Source organism: Cupriavidus necator (assembly GCF_013141915.1).
In the GTDB taxonomy this organism is placed as follows: domain Bacteria; phylum Pseudomonadota; class Gammaproteobacteria; order Burkholderiales; family Burkholderiaceae; genus Cupriavidus; species Cupriavidus necator_B.
The window spans coordinates 446,497-469,171 of record NZ_SROX01000002.1 but is presented as its reverse complement, the minus strand read 5'-3'; the positions used below and the strand labels follow the sequence as shown (position 1 = coordinate 469,171).

General features: G+C 67.6%; 27 protein-coding genes. 19 read left to right on the top strand and 8 right to left on the bottom strand.

Going from position 1 to position 22,675, the window contains the following annotated elements:
• Window positions 1-144: 144 nt before the first annotated feature.
• Window positions 145-891, bottom strand: a complete 747-nt coding sequence (gene gpmA / locus E5S69_RS07160) for a 2,3-diphosphoglycerate-dependent phosphoglycerate mutase (protein ID WP_171514311.1) — start codon at window positions 889-891, stop codon at window positions 145-147.
• A gap of 188 nt (window positions 892-1,079) precedes the next feature.
• On the opposite strand from gpmA, the gene E5S69_RS07155 reads away from it, so the two are divergent.
• The 5 genes from E5S69_RS07155 (at window position 1,080) to E5S69_RS07135 (ending at window position 4,691) form a co-directional block, all read left to right on the top strand.
• Window positions 1,080-1,493: a rhodanese-like domain-containing protein gene (locus E5S69_RS07155; RefSeq protein WP_171514310.1), complete on the top strand. Its 414-nt coding sequence runs from the start codon at window positions 1,080-1,082 to the stop codon at window positions 1,491-1,493.
• A 77-nt stretch (window positions 1,494-1,570) separates the two neighbouring features.
• Entirely contained in the window at window positions 1,571-1,828 is a 258-nt protein-coding gene (gene grxC / locus E5S69_RS07150) for a glutaredoxin 3 (RefSeq protein WP_115663138.1), read from the top strand.
• 201 nt (window positions 1,829-2,029) lie between these two features.
• Complete coding sequence (gene secB, locus E5S69_RS07145; protein ID WP_010814828.1) at window positions 2,030-2,548, top strand: protein-export chaperone SecB; 519 nt, start codon at window positions 2,030-2,032, stop codon at window positions 2,546-2,548.
• 114 nt (window positions 2,549-2,662) lie between these two features.
• On the top strand, window positions 2,663-3,679 hold the full coding sequence (locus tag E5S69_RS07140) for an NAD(P)H-dependent glycerol-3-phosphate dehydrogenase (protein WP_171514309.1): 1,017 nt from the start codon (window positions 2,663-2,665) through the stop codon (window positions 3,677-3,679).
• A 34-nt stretch (window positions 3,680-3,713) separates the two neighbouring features.
• A complete protein-coding gene (locus tag E5S69_RS07135; RefSeq protein WP_171514308.1) occupies window positions 3,714-4,691 on the top strand; it encodes a Bug family tripartite tricarboxylate transporter substrate binding protein in 978 nt (325 codons plus the stop codon).
• 17 nt (window positions 4,692-4,708) lie between these two features.
• Here E5S69_RS07135 and trmL read toward each other — a convergent pair whose 3' ends face one another.
• Window positions 4,709-5,179, bottom strand: coding sequence for a tRNA (uridine(34)/cytosine(34)/5-carboxymethylaminomethyluridine(34)-2'-O)-methyltransferase TrmL (gene trmL / locus E5S69_RS07130; RefSeq protein ID WP_171514307.1), 471 nt, complete (start codon window positions 5,177-5,179; stop codon window positions 4,709-4,711).
• A gap of 85 nt (window positions 5,180-5,264) precedes the next feature.
• Window positions 5,265-6,125 carry a ComF family protein gene (locus tag E5S69_RS07125; protein ID WP_171514306.1) on the bottom strand — a complete coding sequence of 287 codons (861 nt, stop codon included), beginning with the start codon at window positions 6,123-6,125 and terminating at the stop codon, window positions 5,265-5,267.
• On the opposite strand from E5S69_RS07125, the gene E5S69_RS07120 reads away from it, so the two are divergent.
• From E5S69_RS07120 to E5S69_RS07090, 8 genes are all read left to right on the top strand, one after another.
• On the top strand, window positions 6,114-7,067 hold the full coding sequence (locus E5S69_RS07120; protein ID WP_171514305.1) for a methyltransferase domain-containing protein: 954 nt from the start codon (window positions 6,114-6,116) through the stop codon (window positions 7,065-7,067). The genes E5S69_RS07125 and E5S69_RS07120 overlap by 12 nt on opposite strands.
• A gap of 269 nt (window positions 7,068-7,336) precedes the next feature.
• Complete coding sequence (locus E5S69_RS07115; protein ID WP_171514458.1) at window positions 7,337-7,846, top strand: DUF2244 domain-containing protein; 510 nt, start codon at window positions 7,337-7,339, stop codon at window positions 7,844-7,846.
• Between the two features lie 58 nt (window positions 7,847-7,904).
• Window positions 7,905-9,167: a cytochrome c oxidase subunit II gene (gene coxB, locus E5S69_RS07110; protein WP_171514304.1), complete on the top strand. Its 1,263-nt coding sequence runs from the start codon at window positions 7,905-7,907 to the stop codon at window positions 9,165-9,167.
• 38 nt (window positions 9,168-9,205) lie between these two features.
• Window positions 9,206-10,813, top strand: a complete 1,608-nt coding sequence (gene ctaD, locus E5S69_RS07105; protein WP_171514303.1) for a cytochrome c oxidase subunit I — start codon at window positions 9,206-9,208, stop codon at window positions 10,811-10,813.
• A gap of 74 nt (window positions 10,814-10,887) precedes the next feature.
• Window positions 10,888-11,019: a cytochrome oxidase small assembly protein gene (locus E5S69_RS32140; RefSeq protein WP_216621248.1), complete on the top strand. Its 132-nt coding sequence runs from the start codon at window positions 10,888-10,890 to the stop codon at window positions 11,017-11,019.
• A 17-nt stretch (window positions 11,020-11,036) separates the two neighbouring features.
• Window positions 11,037-11,648: a cytochrome c oxidase assembly protein gene (locus E5S69_RS07100; protein WP_171514302.1), complete on the top strand. Its 612-nt coding sequence runs from the start codon at window positions 11,037-11,039 to the stop codon at window positions 11,646-11,648.
• A gap of 38 nt (window positions 11,649-11,686) precedes the next feature.
• Window positions 11,687-11,911 (top strand): DUF2970 domain-containing protein, encoded by a 225-nt coding sequence (locus tag E5S69_RS07095; protein ID WP_171514301.1) that lies wholly within the window; start codon window positions 11,687-11,689, stop codon window positions 11,909-11,911.
• Between the two features lie 145 nt (window positions 11,912-12,056).
• Complete coding sequence (locus E5S69_RS07090) at window positions 12,057-12,917, top strand: cytochrome c oxidase subunit 3 (RefSeq protein ID WP_171514300.1); 861 nt, start codon at window positions 12,057-12,059, stop codon at window positions 12,915-12,917.
• 132 nt (window positions 12,918-13,049) lie between these two features.
• Here the strand turns inward: E5S69_RS07090 and E5S69_RS07085 are convergent, their stop codons facing one another.
• Entirely contained in the window at window positions 13,050-13,259 is a 210-nt protein-coding gene (locus tag E5S69_RS07085) for a twin transmembrane helix small protein (protein ID WP_012351630.1), read from the bottom strand.
• A 93-nt stretch (window positions 13,260-13,352) separates the two neighbouring features.
• Here E5S69_RS07085 and E5S69_RS07080 point away from each other — a divergent pair, with 93 nt between their 5' ends.
• The 5 genes from E5S69_RS07080 to E5S69_RS07060 all read left to right on the top strand — a co-directional run bounded on the left by E5S69_RS07080 (window position 13,353) and on the right by E5S69_RS07060 (window position 17,610).
• Window positions 13,353-14,108 (top strand): SURF1 family protein, encoded by a 756-nt coding sequence (locus E5S69_RS07080; protein ID WP_171514299.1) that lies wholly within the window; start codon window positions 13,353-13,355, stop codon window positions 14,106-14,108.
• Between the two features lie 73 nt (window positions 14,109-14,181).
• Complete coding sequence (locus tag E5S69_RS07075; RefSeq protein ID WP_171514298.1) at window positions 14,182-14,826, top strand: SCO family protein; 645 nt, start codon at window positions 14,182-14,184, stop codon at window positions 14,824-14,826.
• Between the two features lie 9 nt (window positions 14,827-14,835).
• On the top strand, window positions 14,836-15,939 hold the full coding sequence (locus tag E5S69_RS07070; protein WP_171514297.1) for a COX15/CtaA family protein: 1,104 nt from the start codon (window positions 14,836-14,838) through the stop codon (window positions 15,937-15,939).
• Entirely contained in the window at window positions 15,936-16,880 is a 945-nt protein-coding gene (gene cyoE, locus E5S69_RS07065; RefSeq protein ID WP_171514296.1) for a heme o synthase, read from the top strand. The genes E5S69_RS07070 and cyoE overlap by 4 nt, the downstream gene beginning before the upstream one ends.
• Before the next feature lie 109 nt (window positions 16,881-16,989).
• On the top strand, window positions 16,990-17,610 hold the full coding sequence (locus tag E5S69_RS07060; protein ID WP_171514295.1) for an SCO family protein: 621 nt from the start codon (window positions 16,990-16,992) through the stop codon (window positions 17,608-17,610).
• Window positions 17,611-17,716: 106 nt separating this feature from the next.
• On the opposite strand, the gene rpoH is transcribed toward E5S69_RS07060, so the two are convergent.
• Window positions 17,717-18,643 (bottom strand): RNA polymerase sigma factor RpoH, encoded by a 927-nt coding sequence (gene rpoH / locus E5S69_RS07055; RefSeq protein ID WP_171514294.1) that lies wholly within the window; start codon window positions 18,641-18,643, stop codon window positions 17,717-17,719.
• A gap of 342 nt (window positions 18,644-18,985) precedes the next feature.
• On the opposite strand from rpoH, the gene E5S69_RS07050 reads away from it, so the two are divergent.
• Complete coding sequence (locus E5S69_RS07050) at window positions 18,986-19,861, top strand: pirin family protein (protein WP_171514293.1); 876 nt, start codon at window positions 18,986-18,988, stop codon at window positions 19,859-19,861.
• Between the two features lie 19 nt (window positions 19,862-19,880).
• Here E5S69_RS07050 and ybiB read toward each other — a convergent pair whose 3' ends face one another.
• The 3 genes from ybiB to ntrB all read right to left on the bottom strand — a co-directional run bounded on the left by ybiB (window position 19,881) and on the right by ntrB (window position 22,575).
• On the bottom strand, window positions 19,881-20,873 hold the full coding sequence (gene ybiB / locus E5S69_RS07045) for a DNA-binding protein YbiB (protein WP_171514292.1): 993 nt from the start codon (window positions 20,871-20,873) through the stop codon (window positions 19,881-19,883).
• 76 nt (window positions 20,874-20,949) lie between these two features.
• On the bottom strand, window positions 20,950-21,753 hold the full coding sequence (locus E5S69_RS07040) for an ABC transporter ATP-binding protein (RefSeq protein ID WP_171514291.1): 804 nt from the start codon (window positions 21,751-21,753) through the stop codon (window positions 20,950-20,952).
• 18 nt (window positions 21,754-21,771) lie between these two features.
• The gene (gene ntrB / locus E5S69_RS07035) at window positions 21,772-22,575 is read right to left on the bottom strand and encodes a nitrate ABC transporter permease (RefSeq protein ID WP_216621266.1); all 804 of its coding nucleotides are present in this window, start codon (window positions 22,573-22,575) and stop codon (window positions 21,772-21,774) included.
• Between the last annotated feature and the right edge of the window lie 100 nt (window positions 22,576-22,675).

Below are 22,675 nucleotides of genomic sequence, written 5' to 3'. Positions count from 1 at the left end.
GGATTATGCCGGCTGCGGCCGCCCGGCGCCGGGTGTTCGTCCCAGTTTTGTCCGACAGTATAAGTGCGGGTGGAGAAATGGGCCTGTCCCGTCCCGGCTCAGGGTGGGCGGCCGCACATCTGCGCGCGGCCACCCGGGCGGATCTCAGCGCGCCTTGCCCTGGCTGGCCACGGCCGCCAGCGAGGCGGCGATGGCGTCCTGGTCGCCCAGGTAATAGTGGCGCAGGGGGCGCAGGTCGGCGTCCAGCTCGTAGACGAGCGGGGTGCCGTTGGGGATATTGAGGCCGACGATGTCGTCATCCGAAATCTGGTCCAGGTATTTCACCAGCGCGCGGATGCTGTTGCCATGGGCGGCAATGACCACGCGCTTGCCGGATTGGATGTCGGGGGCGATGGATTCGTTCCACAGCGGCATCACGCGCGCCACGGTGTCCTTCAGGCACTCGGTCAGCGGGATTTCATGGCGCGGCACGCCGGCGTAGCGCGGGTCGTCGTACGAGGCGCGCGGATCGGTCGGCTCCAGCGCCGGCGGCGGCGTGTCGTAGCTGCGGCGCCATACCAGCACCTGCTCGTCGCCGAACTTGGCCGCGGTCTCGGCCTTGTTCAGGCCGGCCAGGGCGCCGTAGTGGCGCTCGTTCAGGCGCCATTCGTTGCGCACCGGGATCCACATCAGGTCCATTTCATCCTGCACATGCCACAGCGTGCGGATGGCGCGCTTGAGCACCGAGGTGTAGGCCACGTCGAAGCCGAGAGCGGCCTCTTTGAGCAGCTTGCCGGCCTGGCGCGCCTGGTCGGCGCCGGTTTCGGTCAGGTCGACATCGACCCAGCCGGTAAAGCGGTTTTCGAGGTTCCACGTGGATTCGCCGTGGCGGATGAGAACGAGCTTGTACATGCTGCTGCTTCCAGAGAGTAGGTAACCTGCATGCGTCCGCGCCGTCACCTGGAGCAGGCTGATGGGATGCACACGTGACCCCAATGTCTCAGACAGGCGACAATGGCGGATGGCCGTGCAACGGCAGGGCCTGGACGCCAAACCGCGTATTTTATAATGCCGCCGACCCAACCTACCGGAATGCCAACGTGAATTTCTTCGCCGACTACAACAACCTCGCCCTGATCGCCCTTGCCGTGGTCTCGGGCGGCCTGCTGGCCTGGCCCGCGATCTCGCGCAGTACCGGCGGCAAGTCGGTCAACACCGCCACCGCGACCCAGCTGATCAACAAGCGCGGCGCCGTCGTGGTCGACATCCGCGAGCCCGCCGAGTACGCCAAGGGCCACCTGCCGCAAGCCAAGAGCGCGCCCCTGGGCGACCTGGCCGCGCGCGCGGCCGGGCTTGCAAAGGACAAGGCTGCCCCCATCATCGTCGTATGCCAGACCGGCCAGCGCTCGGGCAAGGCCCAGGCAGCGCTGAAGGAAGCCGGTTACAGTGAGATCTACGCGCTCGAGGGCGGCATCGCCGCCTGGCAGCAGGCAGGCCTGCCCCTGGTGAAGTAACCGGGGCATCCTGCCAAATCCGTCACAGCGTGCCCCGGCTTGCCGGGCCGCGCCCATTGCATTCAAGGAGACCCCACATGGCCCGCGTCGTCATGTATAGCACCGTGGTGTGCCCGTATTGCGTGATGGCTGAACGCCTGCTCAAGTCCCGCGGCGTCGAAACGATCGAGAAGATCCTGATCGACCGCGAACCGGGCAAGCGTGAAGAGATGATGGCCCGCACCGGCCGCCGCACCGTGCCGCAGATCTACATCGACGACACCCACGTGGGCGGCTTCGACGACCTCTCGGCGCTCGACCGCCAGGGCGGCCTGGTGCCGCTGCTGGCCGCCTGAGCCGCCTTGGGATTGTCCCCTGCGCAGAATCATCTGATTTCGCGCGGGGTGGTCCCGGCATCCCTCCGGCGCGGGTGAATTCGCCACCCGCGTCATGTACCATATGCGTTTTCCAACCGGGCACCGGCCGGCCCTGCACGATGCAGGCGCTGCCGCCGCCGTACCCGACACGCATCCAGCCCATCCTCCCGGAAGCCTTTCATGAGCGACCAGCAAAACACCCAGCAGGACGATCAACCCTTTTTCAACATCCAGCGTGTCTACCTGAAGGACATGTCGCTGGAGCAGCCCAATTCGCCGGGCATCTTCCTGGAATCGGAAGCCCCGTCGGTGGAAGTGCAGGTCAACGTCGGCGCTTCGCAGCTGCAGGAAGGCATCTTCGAAGTGGTGGTGACGGGCACCGTGACGACCAAGGTGCAGGACAAGGTTGCCTTCCTGGTGGAAGCGCACCAGGCCGGCATCTTCGATATCCGCAACGTGCCGGTGGAACAGCTGGATCCGCTGCTGGGCATTGCCTGCCCCACCATCCTCTACCCGTACCTGCGCGGCAATATCGCCGACGTGATTACGCGTGCCGGCTTCCAGGCCATCCACCTGTCGGAAATCAACTTCCAGGCGCTGTACGAGCAACGCCTGCAGGCTGCCATGGAAGAAGCCCAGGGTGCCGAAGGCGGCAACAGCGGCATCGTCATGCCCGACGGCAGCCAGGCTCGCCACTGAGCCCGGCGTCCTGCGCCATCCATCGAAACGGGGCTGCGGCCCCGTTTTGCCTTTGGGCTACCATCGGAGGCGCAAGCGGCCAGAACGCTTGCGCCTTCCACTGTTCGAGCTGCCATGAAACTGACCTTCCTGGGTGCCGGGGCGTGGGGCACTGCCCTCGCCAGCCATGCCGCGGCCACCAATGACGTGGTGTTGTGGGGGCGCGACCCGGCGCAGCTCGCGGCGCTCGCGGCCACGCGCGAGAACGCTACTTACCTGCCGGGCGTGACGCTGTCCGAGCGGCTCGCGGTGCAGCCGGATTTCGCGCAGGCCGTGGCGCATGCCGCCGACGATCCGGACGGCATCGTAGTGGTGGCCACCCCGGTCGCGGGCCTGCGCGAGATGACACGCAGGCTGGCCACGCGCGGCGCGAAGCCGGTGTCGATGCTGTGGCTGTGCAAGGGCTTCGAGGCCGAGACCCACCTGCTGCCGCACCAGATGGTGCGGGCCGAGCTAGACGCCGCCGGGCGCACCGAGGGCTTTGCCTATGGCGTGCTGACCGGCCCGAGTTTTGCGCGCGAGGTGGCCCTGGGGCTGCCGTGCGCGCTGACCGTGGCGGGCAACCAGCCCTCGCTGGCTGAGCGCGCCCAGGCCGCCTTCCACCATCATGCGATGCGCATCTATGGCAGCGATGACCTGACCGGCGTGGAGGTCGGCGGCGCCGTCAAGAATGTGCTGGCGATTGCCACCGGCGCCAGCGACGGGCTGGGCCTGGGGCTGAACGCGCGCGCCGCGCTGGTCACGCGCGGGCTGGCCGAGATGACGCGGCTGGGCCTGGCGCTGGGCGGCCGCGTCGAGACCTTCATGGGGCTGGCCGGCGTCGGCGACCTGATCCTGACCGCCACCGGCGACCTCTCGCGCAACCGCAAGGTCGGCCAGCAACTGGCCTCGGGGCAGAGCCTGGAACAGATCCTGGCCGGGCTCGGGCACGTTGCCGAAGGCGTGCGCTGCGCCCAGGCGGTGGCTGCGCTGGCCGCCACGCATGGTATCGAGATGCCGATCGCGCGCGCCGTCTGCGCCGTGCTGTTCGACGGGCTCAGCGCAGCAGATGCGGTCGCGCAGCTGCTGCAGCGCGACGCGCGCGACGAATGAGCGCCGGCGTTTCCCCCTGTTTCTGAGGCTTCGCATGTCAACACGACGACAAGCGCTGATCGCGCTCGCTGCCGCCTGCGCCGCTGGGACCTCGCGCAGCGTTTTGGCGCAACCGTGGCCGGCGCGGCCAATTCGCATGGTAGTGCCATTCCCACCCGGCTCGTCGCCCGACCTGATCGCGCGCATCCTGACTGAAAAGCTGGCCGCCGCGCTGGGCCAGCCGGTGGTGGTGGAAAACCGCCCGGGTGCCGGCGGCAACATTGGCACCGGCATGGTGGCGCGCGCCGCGCCAGACGGCTACACGCTGCTGTTCACCATCAACGGCCCGCTGGTGACCGCCCCCACGCTGTCGCGCAACCTGAACTACGACCCGTTCCGCCAACTCGCCCCGGTCACGCTGGTGGCGACTTCGCCTAACGTGCTGGTGGTGGATGCGCGGCTGCCGGCGCATAACCTGCGCGAGTTCGTCGCGCTGGCGCGGGCCCGTCCGGGTGAACTGAACTATGGCTCGCCCGGCAACGGCAGCGCCTCGCACCTGGCGATGGAGCAGCTGAAGGCGATGGCGGGCGTCGAGCTGCAGCACGTGCCGTACCCCGGCTTTCCGCAGATCACCACGGCGATAATCGGCGGCCAGGTGCAGGCGGCCTTCATGGTGCCGGCGATTGCGATGCCGCAGGTCAATGCCGGCAAGCTGCGCGTGCTGGCCGTGACCACCACGGGGCGCACCGCGGTGCTGCCGTCGGTGCCGACCGTGGCGGAGTCCGGCTATGCCGGCTTCGAGGCGATTTCGTGGCAGGCTGTGCTGGCGCCCGCGGGCACGCCGCAGGCCGTGATCGACCGGCTTTACCGCGAACTGGTGGCGATCATCGGCAGCGCCGACGTGCGCGACAAGATGCGCGCGCAGTATTTCGTGCCGGCCGGCACCGCGCCGGCCTCGCTGCGGCAGACCATGGCGAGCGAGAAGGCGCGCTGGGACAAGGTGATCCGCGCGGCCGGCGTGCAGCCCGAGTAGGCACTGCGCGGCGGCCTTTAGCTGCCGCCCGCGAAGCCGTTCTGGCGCCAGGCCTCGAACACCACCACGGCCACCGTGTTCGACAGGTTCAGGCTGCGGTTGTCCGGCCGCATCGGCAGCCGGATGCGCTGCGCGGGTGGAAACCACTCGCGCCGCTCGGGGGACAGTCCGCGCGTCTCTGAGCCAAACACGAACCAGTCGCCGGGCCGGAACGCGACCTGGCCGAACGGCGTGGAGCCGCGCGTGGTCAACGCAAACATCCGCGTCGGGTCCGGCTGCTCGCTGGCCATCAGCGCGTCCCAGCTCTCGTGCACGCGCATGGTGGCGTACTCGTGGTAATCCAGGCCCGCGCGGCGCATGCGTGTGTCCTCCAGCGGAAATCCCAGGGGCTTGACCAAGTGCAGCTGTGCGCCGGTGTTGGCGCACAGGCGGATCACATTCCCGGTATTGGGCGGGATTTCCGGTTCGACCAGGACAACGTTGAACATGATGCGGGCGATGGCGGGCGCGTGGCGCCCTTCGTCAGAACGGTGCGCAGCTTACCGCGCGCCTGCGCCCCTGTCATCCAGCCTGCTACGGCGTGCGCAGCGCAACGATCACGCTGACCCGGGCCGCGCCCTGGGCCTTGAGCATGCCGGCGGCCTCGTGCAGGGTCGCGCCGGAGGTCATCACATCGTCCACCAGCGCCACGTGCAGACCATCCAGGCGCTTGGCGGCGCGGGTGAGGGCGAACGCGCCGCGCAGGTTCACCTGCCGCGCGGCCAGGTCCAGCGCCCGCTGGCTGCCAGTGTCGCGCCGGCGTTGCAGCAGCACTGGATCGGCACGCAGGCCCAACCGGCGCGCCAGCGGCCGCGCGATTTCCCAGGCCTGGTTGAAGCCTCGCGCGGCCAGCCGTTGCGGCGACAGCGGCACCGGCGCAATCAGGTCCGGCGTGCCGTGACTGGCGCGGGCCCAGGCCGCGGGCAAGTCGTCGGCCAGCCGGGCGGCAAGCCACGCCGCCAGCGGCAAGGCGTGGCCGAACTTGAGCGCCAGCACCAGCTGGTCCTGCGGCGAGGCGTAGTCACCAAGCGTATAGGCGTGGTCGAAGGCGCGCGGCGATGCGCCGCAGGCCGGGCAGTGGCGATGCCGCCCCAGCGCCAGCGCGCACACCGGGCAGCGCCGCACCGGGCGCAGCAGGTCGGCGGCGCAGGGCGCGCACACCGCCTGCCGCTGCACCGCCCCGCACAGCGCGCAGGTGCTGGGCAGCAGGAGCCCGCCCGCGTCGGACAGCGCGCGGCCGGCGGCGCCGGCAGCCAGCGCGGCGCGCGCGTATACTTGCCGTCCGGCCGCGGCCCATCGGGCGCGGCGGCCGTGTTCATCCGGCGCCTGGGGCAGTGCCTGCCCGCGCGCCGGTTCCTGGTTCTCTTGCTGCCCTGCCTGCCCGTGTCCCTGCATGCCGCCGATTCTCCCGATGCCTTCCTGCCGCCCGCGCGCCTGACCCGGCTCGCCTTTGACCGGCGCAGCCGCGGCTTCGGCCAGCTCGATTTTTTGCTGGGCGAGATCGGCCGTCGCATGCAGGAGCGCATGGAGGTGATCCGCCTGGCGCCGCAGCGCGCGCTGGATATCGGCTGCGGCCATGGCCAGGGCCTGGCCGGGCTGCGCGCGCGCTTTCCGGATGCGCAGATCGCCGGCCTGGATATTTCCGGCGCGATGCTGGCCGAGGCCGGCCAGCGCGATCCGCAGCGCCGGCCCGGCTGGATCGGCCGCATGCTGGGCAAGCGGCCGCTGTTCGACCTGGTCCAGGGCGATCTTGCCACACTGCCTTTTGCGCCCGCGAGCTTCGACCTGCTATGGTCCAACCTGGCGCTGCACTGGCATCCGGAGCCACACCGCGTGTTCCCCGAGTGGCACCGCGTGGCGCGCGACGAAGCGCTGGTGTTGTTTTCGCTGTTCGGCCCGGACACACTGAAGGAGCTGCGCGCGGCCTTCGCCGAGGTCGACGACGCGCCCCATACGTTGCGCTTTGTCGACATGCACGATATCGGCGACATGCTGGTGCACAGCGGCTGGTCGACCCCGGTGATGGACATGGAAACCCTGACCGTGACCTACGAGTCGCCCGCCACGCTGCTGCGCGAGGTACAGGCCTTTGGCGGCCTGCGCGCGCCGGCCGGGGCGCCGCCGCAGGGCCTGCGCGGCCGCGGCTGGTACCAGGCGCTGACCCGGGCGCTGGAGCGGCGGCGCAACGCCGACGGCGTGATCCCGCTGAGCTTCGAGATCGTCTACGGCCATGCCTGGAAGCTGGCCCCGCGCGGCGCGCAGGTGCGCGACGGCGAAGGCCGCGCGGTGGTGCCGCTCGACCAGATCGGCCGTGCAAAACCGCGCCGCACAGGTTAAAACTGAGTTAACTTGCGCCGGCGCAAGATTGCCGCAACCATAGTGCCGGCGCGGCGGGCAGGGCGATGATAGGAGCCTGGCCAATGCACAGAATAAGGCGACGTGCAAGCCTTGCGGTCAAGGCGCGCCCTTGTCCGTGTATGGGAAGCGCCCTATAATGCGCCAGTTTGTCGCAGTGGTCCCCTGGCACAAGAACGTCCTGGTTTGCACGCACTGTGCGGTCCGGACGCCATCGTCCCGGGTGTGCATCCGATGCAGAGTGGTTGGCGATGCAAGACTTGGGTATCGCATTCCAGACGGCAGGTGGTGACTCCGGCGGAAATCTCGACGGACCTCTTTCCTCGCCCCACGACTGGCTGATGAAGCGCAATTGTTCGCTGAGTCCACGCCAGGTCGGCTGGTTTTACCTCTCGATCCTCACGGTTTCGCTTGCCATCGCGTTGTTTTTCGCCTGGCAAGGGTCGTGGCTCGTGCTGCCGTTTGCCAGCATCGAGTTGATCGGGCTGGGCATTGCCCTGCTTGTGTATGCGCGCCATGCGACGGACTATGAGCGCGTCAGCATCACCGACGGCACGCTGGTCGTGGAGACAGCCAGCGCCGGGCGGGTGACGCGCCAGGAATTCAATCCGTGCTGGGTGCGGATCGAACTGGGTGAATCGTTCCGCGCGCTGGTGACGCTGCGCTCGGGCAAGCGTGCGGTACAGGTGGGGTATTACGTGGACCCGTACCGGCGACGCAAGTTCGCGCAGGAGCTCGCAGCGGCCTTGCGCCGCCTCTGAGAGGCGGCGGGAGCGGCGGCGGGGACAGATTTGAATCTGTAAATTGGGTAGATAACAAATGAAAATGTGGAAGAAGGCATCCGCAGTTTGTCTGGCCGGCGCGTCCCTGCTTGCCAGCCAGGCGGCATCCGCGGTCAGCGACATGCCGGGCGGCCCCGCCGTGCGCCAGCTCAACCTGACCGAGCCGGTTACCAAGATCGCCGAACAGATTCACTGGCTGAACTGGATGATGCTGATCATCTGCACGGTGATCTTCATCGCGGTGTTCAGCGTGATGTTCTATTCCATCTTCACGCACCGCAAGGCCAAGGGCGCCAAGCCGGCCTCCTTCCACGAGAGCATCACCGTCGAGGTGGTCTGGACCATCGTGCCGTTCCTGATCGTGATCGCGATGGCGCTGCCGGCCACCAAGACCGTGGTCGCGATGAAGGACACCACCAATTCGGACGTCACCATCAAGGCCACCGGCTACCAGTGGAAGTGGGGCTATGACTACCTGAAGGGCGAAGGCGAGGGCATCTCGTTCGTATCGACCCTGACCACCCCGCGCGAGCAGATCAACAACGAGCAGGCCAAGTCGAACACCTACCTGATGGAGGTGGACAACGAGCTGGTGGTGCCCGTCAACAAGAAGATCCGCATCGTCACCACCGCCAACGACGTGATCCACGCCTGGATGATCCCGGCCTTCGGCGTCAAGCAGGATGCGATTCCCGGCTTCGTGCGCGACACCTGGTTCAAGGCCGAGAAGATCGGCGTGTACCGCGGCCAGTGCGCCGAGCTGTGCGGCAAGGAACACGCCTTCATGCCGATCGTGGTGCGCGTGGTTTCCGACGCCGACTACACCAAGTGGGTCGACGGCAAGAAGAAGGAGCTGGCGGCCAAGGCCGACGATCCCAACAAGACCTGGACCCTGGATGAAGCCAAGGTGCGTGGCGAGAAGATCTACGCGGCCAACTGCGCGGTCTGCCATCAGCCCAACGGCAAGGGTGGCGGCGCCTTCCCGGCGCTGGACGGCTCCAAGGTGGTCAATGGCCCGAAGGCCGGCCAGATGCACATCCTGCTGGAAGGCAAGGGCGGCATGCCGTCGTGGAAGCAGCTGTCGGACACCGAGCTGGCCACGGTCATGACCTATACGCGCAACGCCTGGAGCAACAAGACCGGTGAAGTGATCCAGCCGGGCGACTTCGTTGGCGCTCGCGCCGGCAAGTTCCCCGAAGGCGGCGGCGCGGCAGGCGGCGAAGCGCCGAAGGCCGACGCCAAGCCCGCCGACAAGGCTGACAAGCAGGCCAGTCTCGCGGGCAACCGCGTCGCGGGCTGACCCGCTGAAGACAGAACAGGATTAGAGGAGCATTTGCGATGAGTACTGCTACCCCGGACGCGCTCGCCCATCCGCACGATCACGCGCATGACGACCACGCGCACGATCACCCGCATGGCTGGCGCCGCTGGCTGTTCGCCACCAACCACAAGGACATCGGTACGCTGTACCTGCTGTTCTCGTTCATCATGCTGCTGTCGGGCGGCGTGCTGGCACTGCTGATCCGCCTGGAGCTGTTCGAGCCGGGCCTGCAGTTCTTCCGCCCCGAGCTGTTCAACCAGTTCACCACCATGCACGGCCTGGTGATGGTGTTTGGCGCGATCATGCCGGCCTTCGTCGGCTTCGCCAACTGGATGATCCCGCTGCAGATCGGCGCGTCCGACATGGCGTTCGCGCGCATGAACAACTTCAGCTTCTGGCTGATGCCGCCGGCCGCGCTGCTGCTGGCCGGTTCGTTCTTCGCCCCGGGCGGCGCCACCGCCGCCGGCTGGACCCTGTACGCGCCGCTGTCGGTGCAGATGGGCCCGGGCATGGACATGGCCATCTTCGCCATGCACATCATGGGCGCGTCGTCGATCATGGGCTCGATCAACATCATCGTCACCATCCTCAACATGCGTGCCCCCGGCATGACGCTGATGAAGATGCCGATGTTCTGCTGGACCTGGCTGATCACCGCCTACCTGCTGATCGCCGTGATGCCCGTGCTGGCCGGCGCCATCACCATGGTGCTGACCGACCGCCACTTCGGCACCAGCTTCTTCTCGGCTGCCGGCGGCGGCGACCCGGTGATGTACCAGCATATCTTCTGGTTCTTCGGCCACCCCGAGGTCTACATCATGATCCTGCCGGCCTTCGGGATCATTTCGCACGTGGTGCCGGCGTTCGCGCGCAAGCGCCTGTTCGGCTACAGCTCGATGGTGTACGCCACCGCTTCGATCGCCATCCTGTCGTTCATCGTGTGGGCCCACCACATGTTCACGACCGGCATGCCGGTGACCGGCCAGCTGTTCTTCATGTACGCGACCATGCTGATCGCGGTGCCCACGGCCGTGAAGATCTTCAACTGGATCGCCACCATGTGGCGCGGCTCGATGACCTTCGAGACCCCGATGCTGTTCGCGATCGGCTTTATCTTCGTGTTCACCATCGGCGGCTTCACCGGCCTGATGCCGGCGGTGGCCCCGATCGACATCCAGCTGCAGGACACCTACTTCATCGTCGCGCACTTCCACTATGTGCTGGTGGCCGGCTCGCTGTTCGCGCTGTTCGCGGGCTTCTACTACTGGGGTCCGAAGTGGAGCGGTTTCATGTACAACGAAACCCGCGGCCAGATCCACTTCTGGGGTTCGCTGATCTTCTTCAACGTGACCTTCTTCCCGATGCACTTCCTGGGCCTGGCCGGCATGCCGCGACGCTATGCCGACTACCCGACCCAGTTCGCCGACTTCAACGCGATCGCGTCAATCGGTGCGCTCGGCTTCGGCCTGATGCAGGTGTATTTCTTCTTCTTCGTGGTGCTGCCGTCGTACCGCGGCGGCCAGCAGGCCACGGACAAGCCCTGGGATGGCGCCGAGGGCCTGGAGTGGACCGTGCCGTCGCCGGCGCCGTTCCACACCTTTGAAGTTCCCCCGCAGGTCCGCTGAGGCGGTACCCGCGTAACCAGGCGGCGCGGGGGCGGCAGCGCCCGCCCCCGCGCCGGCAGGAAACCGAAGCAGCTATGCAGTCTCCAGACAAAAGCCCGTCACGCCAGGACCAGAAGGCCGCCAACCGCCGCCTTGGCCTGATCCTGCTGTCGATCGTGGCGGTCTTCTTTCTGGGGTTCTTCGCCAAGATGATGTTTCTTGGCTGAGGTGGCAGGGTAGCGAAATGAGCATCGACCAGCAGTCGGGCAGGGAAGCGGACAAGCGGTTCAACCGTGGCATGATGCTGCGCCTGGTCGTGATCGTGGCCGTGATGTTCGGCTTCGGCTACGCGCTGGTGCCGCTGTACAAGAAGATTTGCGAGATTACCGGCATCAACGTCATCACCACGCGCGAGCTGCATGGCGCGGTGAAGAATACGCAGATCGACAAGAGCCGCACCATCACGGTGGAGTTCGACTCCAACGCGCGCGGGCCCTTCGCCTTCCGGCCGGTGAAGCACAGCATGGAAGTGCATCCCGGCGAGATGGCGACGATCGTCTACGAGGTGGCCAACGGGCAGCCGCGCGATATCTCGGCGCAGGCCATCCCGAGCTACGCGCCCAAGCAGGCGACCCAGTATTTCATGAAGCTGGAGTGCTTCTGCTTCAAGCAGCAGACGCTCAAGGCGAATGAGGCGCGCGAGATGCCGGTGGTGTTCGTGATCGATCCCGCGCTGCCCAAGGATGTGAAGAGCATTACGTTGTCGTACACCTTCTTCGAGGTGGGCGCACCGGTGGCGCAGGCGCCCGAAGGCCAGCTGGCGCCGCAGCCGGCCCCGGCCGGCAAGGGCATCTGAAGCGGCCGGCGAGAGGCCAGCGAGGCGGAGGACGGGCGATGGATGAGATGAAGGACGCGGTCAGGCGCAAGATGTCGTTTGCGCAGACCATGCGCGCGGTGCTGTGGTCGTTCATCGGGCTGCGCAAGGGCGCCGAGCACGAGCGCGACATGGCCCGGCTTAACCCGGTGCACGTGGTGATCGCCGGGCTGATCGCAGCGGCCGTGTTCATCGCGGTCCTGGTGGTGATCGTACGCATGGTGGTGAGCCAGGCGGCAGCGTAGCAAGGCAGGAAGGGTAGACAACAAAAGCAGTCGCAGAACAAAGCAACCGCGGCGGCGGGGCCGGCCCAGAGGAGGCGGGTGGCCTGCAGTGCCAAGGCGGGGACAACGAATACTGAATCAAAGACTCTGAGCTGGAGATAAAAGAATGAGTGCGAATCGCGCAAACGCTCCGTACTACTTCGTACCGGGCCCGTCGCGCCACCCGATCACGGCAAGCTTCGGCCTGCTGATGACGGGCGCGGGCGCCGCCGGTTGGGTAAACGGGCAGCCCTGGGCGCCGTACCTGTGCGGCTTCGGCCTGCTGTGGTTCCTGTTCGTGCTCAAGAGCTGGTTTGGCGACGCCATCAGCGAGTCCGAGGGCGGCATGTACGGCAAGAACATCGACCTGTCGTTCCGCTGGTCGATGGGCTGGTTCATCTTCTCCGAGGTGATGTTCTTCGCCGCGTTCTTCGGCGCGCTGTTCTACGCGCGCGCCATCGCCATGCCGTGGCTGGGCGACCTGAACAACAAGATCCTGTGGCCCGACTTTGCCGCGGTATGGCCCAACACCGGCCCGGCCGGCGTGGTGGAAACCTTCCAGACCATGGGCCCCTGGCCGATCCCGACCATCAACACCGCGCTGCTGCTGATGTCGGGCGTGACGCTGACCTGGGCGCACCATGCGCTGCTGGCCGGCAAGCGCAGCCAGCTGATCCAGGGCCTGGTGCTGACCATCCTGCTGGGCGCGATCTTCATGTGCTTCCAGGTGTACGAGTACATGCACGCCTATTCGGAGCTGAACCTGAAGCTGAGCTCCGGCATCTACGGTTCGACCTTCTTCCTGCTGACCGGCTTCCACGGTTTCCACGTGACCATGGGCGCGATCATGCTGACGGTGGTGCTGATCCGCGTGCTGAAGGGCCACTTCACGCCCGAGCACCATTTCGCCTTCGAAGGCGCCGCCTGGTACTGGCACTTCGTCGACGTGGTGTGGCTGTTCCTCTACATCGTGGTGTACTGGCTGTAAGCGCTGCCGTACCGGCCGGCGGCCCCCTCGGAACACCGGGGCCACCGGCGCCAACGCAAAAGAGAAACGCCGCAGGGGCCATGGCAGCCTGCGGCGTTTGTCTTTTGCGGGCCAGGCCCAGGTGGGGCCGCGTCAGGGCGCCATGCGGATGCCCGTGCTGTGGATCCAGCCCATCCAGCTCGAAAACAGGATGAACAGGAACAGCGCCACCGAGAAGCCCACGCGCAGCATCAGCGAGCGCATCATGTTGGGCGTCTTGCCGCGGTCGCGCATCATGAAGAACAAGGCCGAAGCCAGGCTGGCGATGATCAGGATGAAGGCAATGATGATGACAAAGCGCATGGCGGGGCGGGATGGGGGCAGGCGCGGCGCGACGTGCGGCGCACAGGGCCATTATCGCACCGGGCTGCGCTTCGCAGTGCCGCGGCGGGGGCGATGAACTGGCGCCGCTTTGCCAGCCCGTTGCCGCTGGCCGCCGCGCTGCTGGTGATCGCGGTGACCTGTGCGCTGGGCAACTGGCAGCTCAACCGCGCGCATGAGAAGGAAGCGCGCGCCGCGCGGCTGCAGGCGCTCGCCGCGCAGCCGCCGGTGGTACTGGGGACCGCGCCGCTGTCACAAGTTGTGACCGACCGCGCGGTGCGCGTCAGCGGCCGCTTCGACGCATCCCGCACCGTATTGCTGGATAATCGCCCCCACGGCGCCGGTGGCCGCAGCGGCGACAGCCGTGCGGGCTTCCTGGTGCTGACGCCGCTGGTGATCGGCGCGGCGCCGGGCGAGGGCGGTGCCCAGCGCGCCGTGCTGGTGCTGCGCGGCTGGCTGCCGCGCGATGCCCGGGACCGCACCCGGATCGCGCCGTTTCCGACGCCCGCGGGCGAGGTCACCATCACGGGCACGGCACTGGCTGGCGTGCCGCGGGTCTATAGCCTGGGCCAGGAGGCCGCCGGCAGCCGGATCCGCCAGAACGTCGAGATCGCGCCCTACGCAGCCGAAACCGGGCTCGCCCTGCACCCGCTGGTGATCGAGCAGCGCAACGACACCGGCGACGGCCTGGCGCGCGACTGGGCGCCTGCCGACGTCGGCGCCGACCGGCATTACGGCTATGCCTTCCAGTGGTTCGGGCTGGCCGCGCTGACGGTGGTGCTGGTAGTCGTGCTGGGCTGGCGCCGCGCGCGGCGGCTGGCCGCACCGTGACCGAATGAATTGACTGCCTCTGCGCCCGCCACGGGCGCATGGGCTTGCCGAAGACAAAGGACAGACGTACTCCATGGCACAGCAAGACTCCGCTCCGGCCGCCGCGGCCCGGGAGCCCCGCATCGACGCGCGCACGCGCCGTGGCCGCCTGCAGATGCTGATGCTGCTGCTGGTGTGCGCGTCGCCGGTGATCGCCTCCTACTTCACGTACTACGTGATCAAGCCGCGCGGCGGCGCCACCAACTATGGGGCGCTGGTCGACCCGCAGCGGCCGATGCCGCCGGTGCGCGTCACCGACGAGCAGGGCCAGGCCGTGCCGCTGGAGCAGTTCCGCGGCAAGTGGCTGCTGGTCAGCGCCGATCCGTCCGCCTGCGACGAAGCCTGCGCGAAGAAGCTGTTCACCATCCGCCAGATCCGCGCCGGACAGGGGCAGGACCGCCTGCGCATCGTGCCGGTGTGGCTCATCACCGACAACGGCAAGATCGACGAGCGCGTGGTCGCCGCCTACAACGAGCCCTACGCCGGCGTGCGCTTCCTGCGCATCGACCGCCAGGCGGCGCAGCAGTGGCTGCCGGCAGAGCCGGGCAAGCGCGCCGAGGACACGCTGTTCCTGGTGGATCCGCTGGGCAACCTGATGATGCGCTTCCCGCAGGACCCGGACCCCAAGAAGGTGAGCGGCGACCTGAAGAAGCTGCTCAAGGTCTCGCGCATCGGTTGAGGGGACGCCATGCTGCTGCAACTGGCCATCATCGGCATCCTGATCGCGCTGTTCCCGTTGTCCTATGTGCTGGTGAAGGGCGACCGCAACAAGTACCGCAAGCTTGCCTGGATCACGGCGTTCCTGACGCTGGACCTGATCATGTTCGGCAGCTTCACGCGCCTGACCGATTCCGGGCTGGGCTGCCCGGACTGGCCCGGTTGCTACGGGCATTCCAACCCGCATGCCGCCATGGAGCCGATCCGCGCGGCCGAGACCGCCATGCCCAGCGGGCCGGTGACGCTGGCCAAGGCCTGGATCGAGATGATCCACCGCTACTTCGCCATGGCCGTCGGCGTGCTCATCATCACGCTGATGGTGCTGGCGTGGGTCAAGCGGCGCGAGCTGAAGCAGTCGCCCTGGTTCGCCACCGGCGTGCTGCTGCTGGTGTGCTTGCAGGGCGCCTTCGGCGCCTTCACCGTGACCCTGAAGCTGCAACCCATCATCGTGGTCACCCACCTGATGCTGGGCATGGGCCTGCTGGCGGTGCTGATCCAGCTGGGCTCGCGCAACGACCCGCCGCACCCGGTCGCGCCGCAGGCGGCGCGGCTGCGCTGGCCGGTGCGCATCGGACTGCTGCTGCTGGTGATCCAGATCTTCCTGGGTGGCTGGGTCAGCACCAACTACGCGGTGATGGCCTGCACCGACTTCCCGCTGTGCAATGGGCAGCTGGTGCCCGAGATGGACTTCCGCCACGGCTTCACGCTGTGGCGCCAGCTGGGCATGACCGCGGACGGCGACTACATCCCGCACGCGGCGCTGGTGGCGATCCACTGGGTGCACCGCGGCTTTGCCGTCATCGTGCTGGGCTACCTGGCTTGGTTCGGCCTGCGGGCGCGCCGGCTGGAAGGGCTCAGCCGCACTGCCGGCTGGCTCCTGGCGACGCTGGTGCTGCAACTGGCCACCGGAATGTCCAATATCGTGTTCGACTGGCCGCTGGTGGCGGCGGTCGCGCATAACGGCGGCGCGGCAGTGCTGCTGCTGCTGCTGGTCCGTCTCCACTACAATATCGGGCTGACGACCCGGGCCGTCGGCGCCCCCGCTGCCGTGCCGAATGCCGCCCGTGCCACATGAAAGACAAGACCCCTTCCGTGGTTACCGCTACCCATCCTCATTCCCTGGGCAAGTTGAGCCGCTTGCGACACCTGGCCCGGCAATATGCCGCCCTGACCAAGCCGCGCGTGACGCAGCTGGCCGTGTTCTGCGCCATCATCGGCATGTTCCTCGCCACGCCTGGCATGGTGCCGTGGCCGGTGCTGATCGGCGGCGCCGCCGGCATCTGGCTGCTGGCCGGCGCGGCCTTTGCCATCAATTGCCTGGTCGAGCAGAAGATCGATGCGCTGATGCGCCGCACCGCCTGGCGCCCGTCCGCCACCGGCGAGATCACCACGCGCCAGACGCTGGTGTTTTCCGCCATCCTGGGCGGCGCGGGCATGTGGCTGCTGCACGTCTACGCCAACGACCTGACCATGTGGCTGACCTTTGCCACGTTCCTGGGCTACGCGGTGGTCTACACCATCCTGCTCAAGCCGGCGACGCCGCAGAACATCGTCATCGGCGGGCTGTCCGGGGCAATGCCGCCGGCGCTGGGCTGGGCCGCGGTGGCGGGGGAGGTGCCGGCCGAGGCCTGGTTCCTGGTGCTGATCATCTTCACCTGGACCCCGCCGCATTTCTGGGCGCTGGCGCTGTACCGCCGCGCCGACTACGCCAAGTCCGGCCTGCCAATGCTGCCGGTGACGCACGGCGAGCGCTACACGCTGCTGCATATCCTGCTGTACACGCTGATCATGATCGCGGCGACGCTGCTGCCGTTCGTCTATGGCATGAGCGGCTACATCTACCTGGCGGCCGCGCTGGCGCTGGGCGCGGGCTTCCTGGCCTACGCCTGGAAGCTGTACCGCAACTATTCGGACGAGCTGGCGCAACGCACCTTCCGCTTCTCGATCCTGTACCTGTCGCTGCTGTTCGCCGCGCTGCTGGTCGACCACTACTTCAAGTTCGTGCCGCAGGTCTGACCTGCGCCATCGCGCCCCGGCTGCGGCATCTTGCCGCGCGGGCGCGAGCTCAGCAGCATGATCGGCGATACTGCATGCTGTTTCCTTCCCATTTCCGACCCTGCCCCGCATGCCACGCCTCAGCCCCGCTTCCGGCCTGTTCGCCGCCTTCCGCCGTTTTTCCCTGCTGGCCGCGCTCGCCCTGGCCGTGGCCGCCTGTGGGCAGCAGAAGGCGTCGTTCCGCAATGTCGATATCACCGGCGCCGCCGATTTTGGCAAGGACTTCGCGCTGACCGACCATACCGGCAAGGTGCGCACCCTGGCCGACTACAAGGGCAAGGCGGTGGTGATGTTCTTCGGCTACACCCACTGCCCGGATGTCTGCCCCACCACCATGGCTGAACTGAAGGCCGTGATGGAAAAGCTGGGGCCGGATGCCGACCGCGTGCAGGTGCTGTTCGTCACGGTCGATCCTGAACGCGACACGCAGGCGCTGCTGGCGCAGTACGTGCCCGCCTTCGATCCCCGCTTTGTCGGGCTGCGCCCGGCCGATGAGGCCGCGCTGCAGAAGCTGGCCAAGGATTTCAAGGTGTTCTACGCCAAGGTGCCGGGGAGCTCGCCCAACAACTACACCGTGGATCACTCGGCCGGCAGCTATGTGTTCGATCCGCAGGGCAAGCTGCGGTTGTTCATCCGCCATGGCCAGGGTCCGGAGCCGATTGCGCACGACCTCAAACAGCTGTTGTCCTGATGCAGGCGGGACGGAAGGGTGCGGCATAACGCCGCACCTCCCTGCACGCGGGCAATAAAAAAGGCCGGTCCAGTGGACCGGCCTTTTGCATGGTTGGCGGTACCGATCAGGCAAAGGCCTGCAGCGCGCCCTTCATCTTTTTCATCGCCGCCGCCTCGATCTGGCGGATGCGTTCGGCCGACACGCCGAACTCGTCGGCCAGCTCATGCAGCGTGGCGCCGCCCGAGCCGTCGTCCTCGACGTTGAGCCAGCGCGCCTCGATGATGCGGCGGCTGCGTTCGTCGAGCTTGCCCAGCGCTTCTTCCAGCCCCTCGACCTGCATGCGGTCGTGGCGCCTGGCTTCCATCACGCGCGTCGGCTCGTTGTGGTTGTCAGCCAGGTAGGCGATGGGGGCGAATTCCTCTTCGCCATCGTCGACCTGGCCTTCCAGCGCCAGATCGCCGCCCGACAGCCGGGTTTCCATCTCCATCACTTCTTCGGGCTTGACGTTCAGCTCGCGCGCCACGGCCTCGACCTGCTCCGGCGTGAACGTGTGACCGCCCTGCTTGCGGCTGCGTAGGTTGAAGAACAGCTTGCGCTGGGCCTTGGTGGTGGCCACCTTGACCATGCGCCAGTTCTTCAGCACATATTCATGGATTTCCGCCTTGATCCAGTGCATTGCGTACGACACCAGCCGCACGCCCTGGTCCGGGTCGAAGCGCTTCACTGCCTTCATCAGCCCGATATTGCCTTCCTGGATCAGGTCGGCGTGCGGCAGTCCGTAGCCCAGGTACTGGCGGGCGATCGACACCACCAGCCGCAGGTGCGACATCACCAGGCGGCGCGCGGCATCGACGGAATCGTGATCGCGCAGCTCGCGTGCGAGGCGTTGCTCTTCCTCCGCGGTCAGCAGCGGAATGCGGTGGACAGCCTGGATGTAGCTGTCGAGGTTGCCCACGGTCGCCGGAAAGGTCAGCGCAAAGCTGCCCGTGTTGCGGGGTACCGTCGGCAGACGGTTATTCAGGGTTTGGTCGGCAGACAAGACTGCGTTCACTCAATGGCTCCTTTCGCGTCCGGCGGTTCGGTTGCCGGTGCGCCGCGCTCCCTTGGGAATCGGCGGCACTGCAACACATCTTAGCACTCTGGCCGGGTGAGTGCTAATTGGAGTTCCGATGACCCCGATAGTTCCCGCTTATTAACCTGCCTGTTCGGATAGCCAGGAGGCTTGGCAAGAGACGGCTACGGTACCGGTGCCATCTCGCACTGTAGTTAGAGCGCGCGCGGGCAAACGGGTTCTACGCGCTGGTGCAATGCTGCGTTCCAGCACCGGCTACACTCGACCGGCGGGCGGCGCAATGGCATGCTTGCGAGCCTCTCTTATCGGAACGGAGGAGTTATGTCTGCTATCGAACACTTGCTCAAGCCGCATGTGCGCGACCTGGGCGATTTCACCGTGCGCCGGCTGCTGCCAGCCGCCGCTACACAGACTGTCGGGCCGTTTATCTTCTTCGACCATATGGGCCCGGTCCAGCTGCCGGCCGGCCAGGGCGCCGATGTGCGTCCTCATCCTCATATCGGCCTGGCCACGGTCACCTATCTGTTCGAGGGCGAGATCATCCATCGCGACAGCCTGGGCAGCGACCAGGCGATCCGCCCCGGCGACGTCAACTGGATGACCGCGGGCCACGGCATCGTCCACTCGGAGCGTTCGCCGGAGCATGTGCGCCCGGCTGGGGCCCGGCTGCACGGCATCCAGACCTGGGTGGCGCTGCCGCAGGCCCATGAAACCGCCGAGCCGTCGTTCTTCCACCATCCGGCGGCCACGCTGCCCCGCATCGAACGGCCCGGCCTGCGCATGGTGGTGATTGCCGGCGATGCGTTTGGCGAGACTTCGCCGGTGAAAGTGTTCAGCCGCACGCTGTACGTGGCGATCGAGCTGGACGCGGGCGCCAGCGTGGAGATTCCCGACGACCATGCCGAGCGCGGCATCTACCCGGTCGACGGCGCGGTCGCGCTTGACGGCGAGCCGCTGCCGGCCGAGCACATGGTGGTGCTCACGCCGGGCCGCCCGGCAACGCTGACGGCCACGGCGCCGTCGCGCGTGATGCTGCTGGGCGGCGACCCGACCGACGGGCACCGCTTTATCTTCTGGAATTTCGTGGCCAGCAGCAAGGTGGCGATCGAGGCTGCCGCCCAGCGCTGGGAGGACGACCAGTTCCCGCACGTGCCGGGCGAGACCGAGCGTATCCCGCTGCCCCCGCGCAAGCCCTGAGCGTTGTCCCCGGGCCGGCTCAGAGCGGGCTGGCCCAGGTCACGCGCGTGCCCTGGCGCAGGCATTCGCGGATCGCCTCGACCTGGATGGTGATGGGCGCCGGCACCGGCACCGCGCCGTCCAGGACGCGCCGGATCCAGGCCACGGTCAGGCCGCCATCGCTGCCCGGCGGCAGTTCCGGCACGTCGCCGATGGTGCCGCCGGCCTGGCCAACCAATGTCTGCTGGTGGCCTTCATGCAGCCAGTCGATGCGGCTGGTGCGCCGGGCATCGGCCACCACTTCGCCCTCGGTGCCGCGTGCCAGCAGCACGTTGGCGGGCTCGTGCGAGAAGTAGTCGGTCAGCGTCTCGCGGTATTCGGGGTGCGTGTAGCTGTACAGCCGCAGGCCTTCGGCGGGCGAATGCTCGCCCACCGGCTGCAGCATCTTGGCCACCGTATGCGACGAATTGCGCAGGCCGATCACGGTGCGCCGCTCCAGCAGCCGCGACAGTCCGGGCGACAGCACGTCGACCGGCAGCACCGCCAGCGGGCCATTGCCGTCGCCGTCGCGCAGCCGTGCCGAGGCTTCGGCAGTGCTGGCGCACAAGGGCACACCCAGCTGTTCGAACAGCGCCATGCTGGTCACGCGGCCTTCGAACACGCGCGTCCCGTGCACCAGTACGGGGATGCCTTCGCGGGCCAGCAGCTGCGCCAGCAGCGGCACCAGGTTGGGCTGCTTGCGCGCGCCGTTATAGCTGGGAATCACCACCACCTGCCGGTCCGGCGGCGCGGGCAGCGGCTGGCAATGCGCATGGGCGGCCTCGAGCATGCCGGCCAGCTCGTGCGGCGCCTCGCCCTTGATGCGGTAGGCCATCAGGATGGCGCCCAGCTCCAGGTCAGAGACGCGGCCGGCCAGCATGGCGTCGAACAGCGCCTGCGCGTCCTCGCGCGGCAGGGCGCGCGCGCCGTTGACGCCGCGGCCGATCTCCTTGATATAGCGGGCGGCGGGAAATGGGGCGGCGGTGGTGGTCATGGCGGCGTGGGGTAGTGTGTGCTGGGTTCATGATAGCGGAGCCCGGCGGCCTCGCCCATCGCCGCCGGCGGTGCTGCTACGCCGCTTGCGGCAGCGCCGGGTTGCGCTGCTTGCGGTAGAGGAAGTCCAGCACCGCGGTGCGGCAGCGATGGTAGGCCGGGTCGTGCGCCAGCGCCACGCGGTCGCGCGGGCGCGGCAGGTCCACCTTCAGGATCTCGCCGATGGTGGCGGCCGGGCCGTTGGTCATCATCACGATGCGGTCGGCCAGCAGCACGGCTTCGTCGACATCGTGCGTCACCATTACCACCGTGCTGCGCGTGCGCGCCACGATCTTGAGCAGCTCGTCCTGCAGGTGCGCCCGCGTGAGCGCATCCAGCGCGCCGAAGGGCTCGTCCATCAGCAGCACCTTGGGCGCCATCGCCAGGGCGCGGGCAATGCCCACACGCTGCTTCATGCCGCCGGAGATCTCGTGCGGGTATTTGCCCTCGGCGTGGCTCAGTCCCACCAGCGCCAGCGTGTCGTGCGTGCGCGCCTTGCGCTGCGCCTTGTCCTCGCTGGCAGCAAACACACGCTCCACGCCCAGGTAGACGTTCTCGAAGCAGGTCAGCCACGGCAGCAGCGAATGGTTCTGGAACACCACCGCGCGCTCCGGGCCGGGCCCGGCGATTTCACGCCCGGCGCAGATCAGCGCGCCGGTGGTGGGCGTGGCCAGCCCCGCCAGCAGATTCAGCAGCGTCGACTTGCCGCAGCCGGAGTGGCCGATCAGCGTGATGAATTCACCCTCGGCGACCTGCAGGTGGATGTCGCGCAGCGCGACGAACGGGCCCTTGCGAGTCTTGAAGGTTTGGCCGACGTTTTCAATGCTGACGAACTTGTCCATGGCGTCTCTCCCGCAATATCAATGGGTGCCGTAACTGAAGCGCCGGGCCAGCGCCAGCAGCGCATGCTCCAGCAGCAGGCCGATGAGGCCGATCACGAAGATCGCGATCACGATGTGCTCCACCTTCAGGTTGTTCCACTCGTCCCACAGCCAGAAGCCGATGCCGGTGCCGCCGGTCAGCATCTCGGCCGCGACGATCACCAGCCAGGCCGTGCCGATCGACAGCCGCACGCCGGTCAGCATGTAGGGCAATACCGCGGGAAACAGCACGCGCGTAAACACTTTCCATTCCGACAGGTCGAGCACGCGCGCCACGTTCAGGTAGTCCTGCGGCACGCGCGTGACGCCCACCGCGGTGTTGATCACCATCGGCCAGATCGAGCAGATGAAGATCGCCCAGATCGCGGCGGGGTTGGCCGCCTTGAACAGCAGCAGCCCGATCGGCAGCCACGCCAGCGGCGAGACCGGCCGCAGCAGGCTGATCACCGGTGCGGTCATGGCGTTCAGGAAGGCAAAGCGCCCGATCACGAAGCCGGCCGGTATGCCGACCAGCGCGGCCAGGCCGAAGCCCGCCGCCACGCGCGCCAGCGATGCCAGCACGTTCCAGCCGATGCCCTGGTCATTGGGCCCGTTGCGGTAGAACGGGTCGGCAAACAGTGGCGCCGCGGCGTGCCACGTCGCGCCCGGCGTGGGGATGGCCGGGATCATGGTGGCGATGCCGTGCCAGGCCAGCACGAACAAGGCGAAGCCCAGCAGCGGCGGCACGGCCTTCAGCACGAGTGCGGCGACGGCGTCGCGGCGTTGCGCGCGCCGCGCCTGCATGGCGATCTCGTGTTCGCGCCGACGCGCGCGCTCCTTGGTGTCGGGGTTGGCGGCGACGGCGCTTGCGGCATCGGGCGTAGTGGGGACAATGGCATTCACG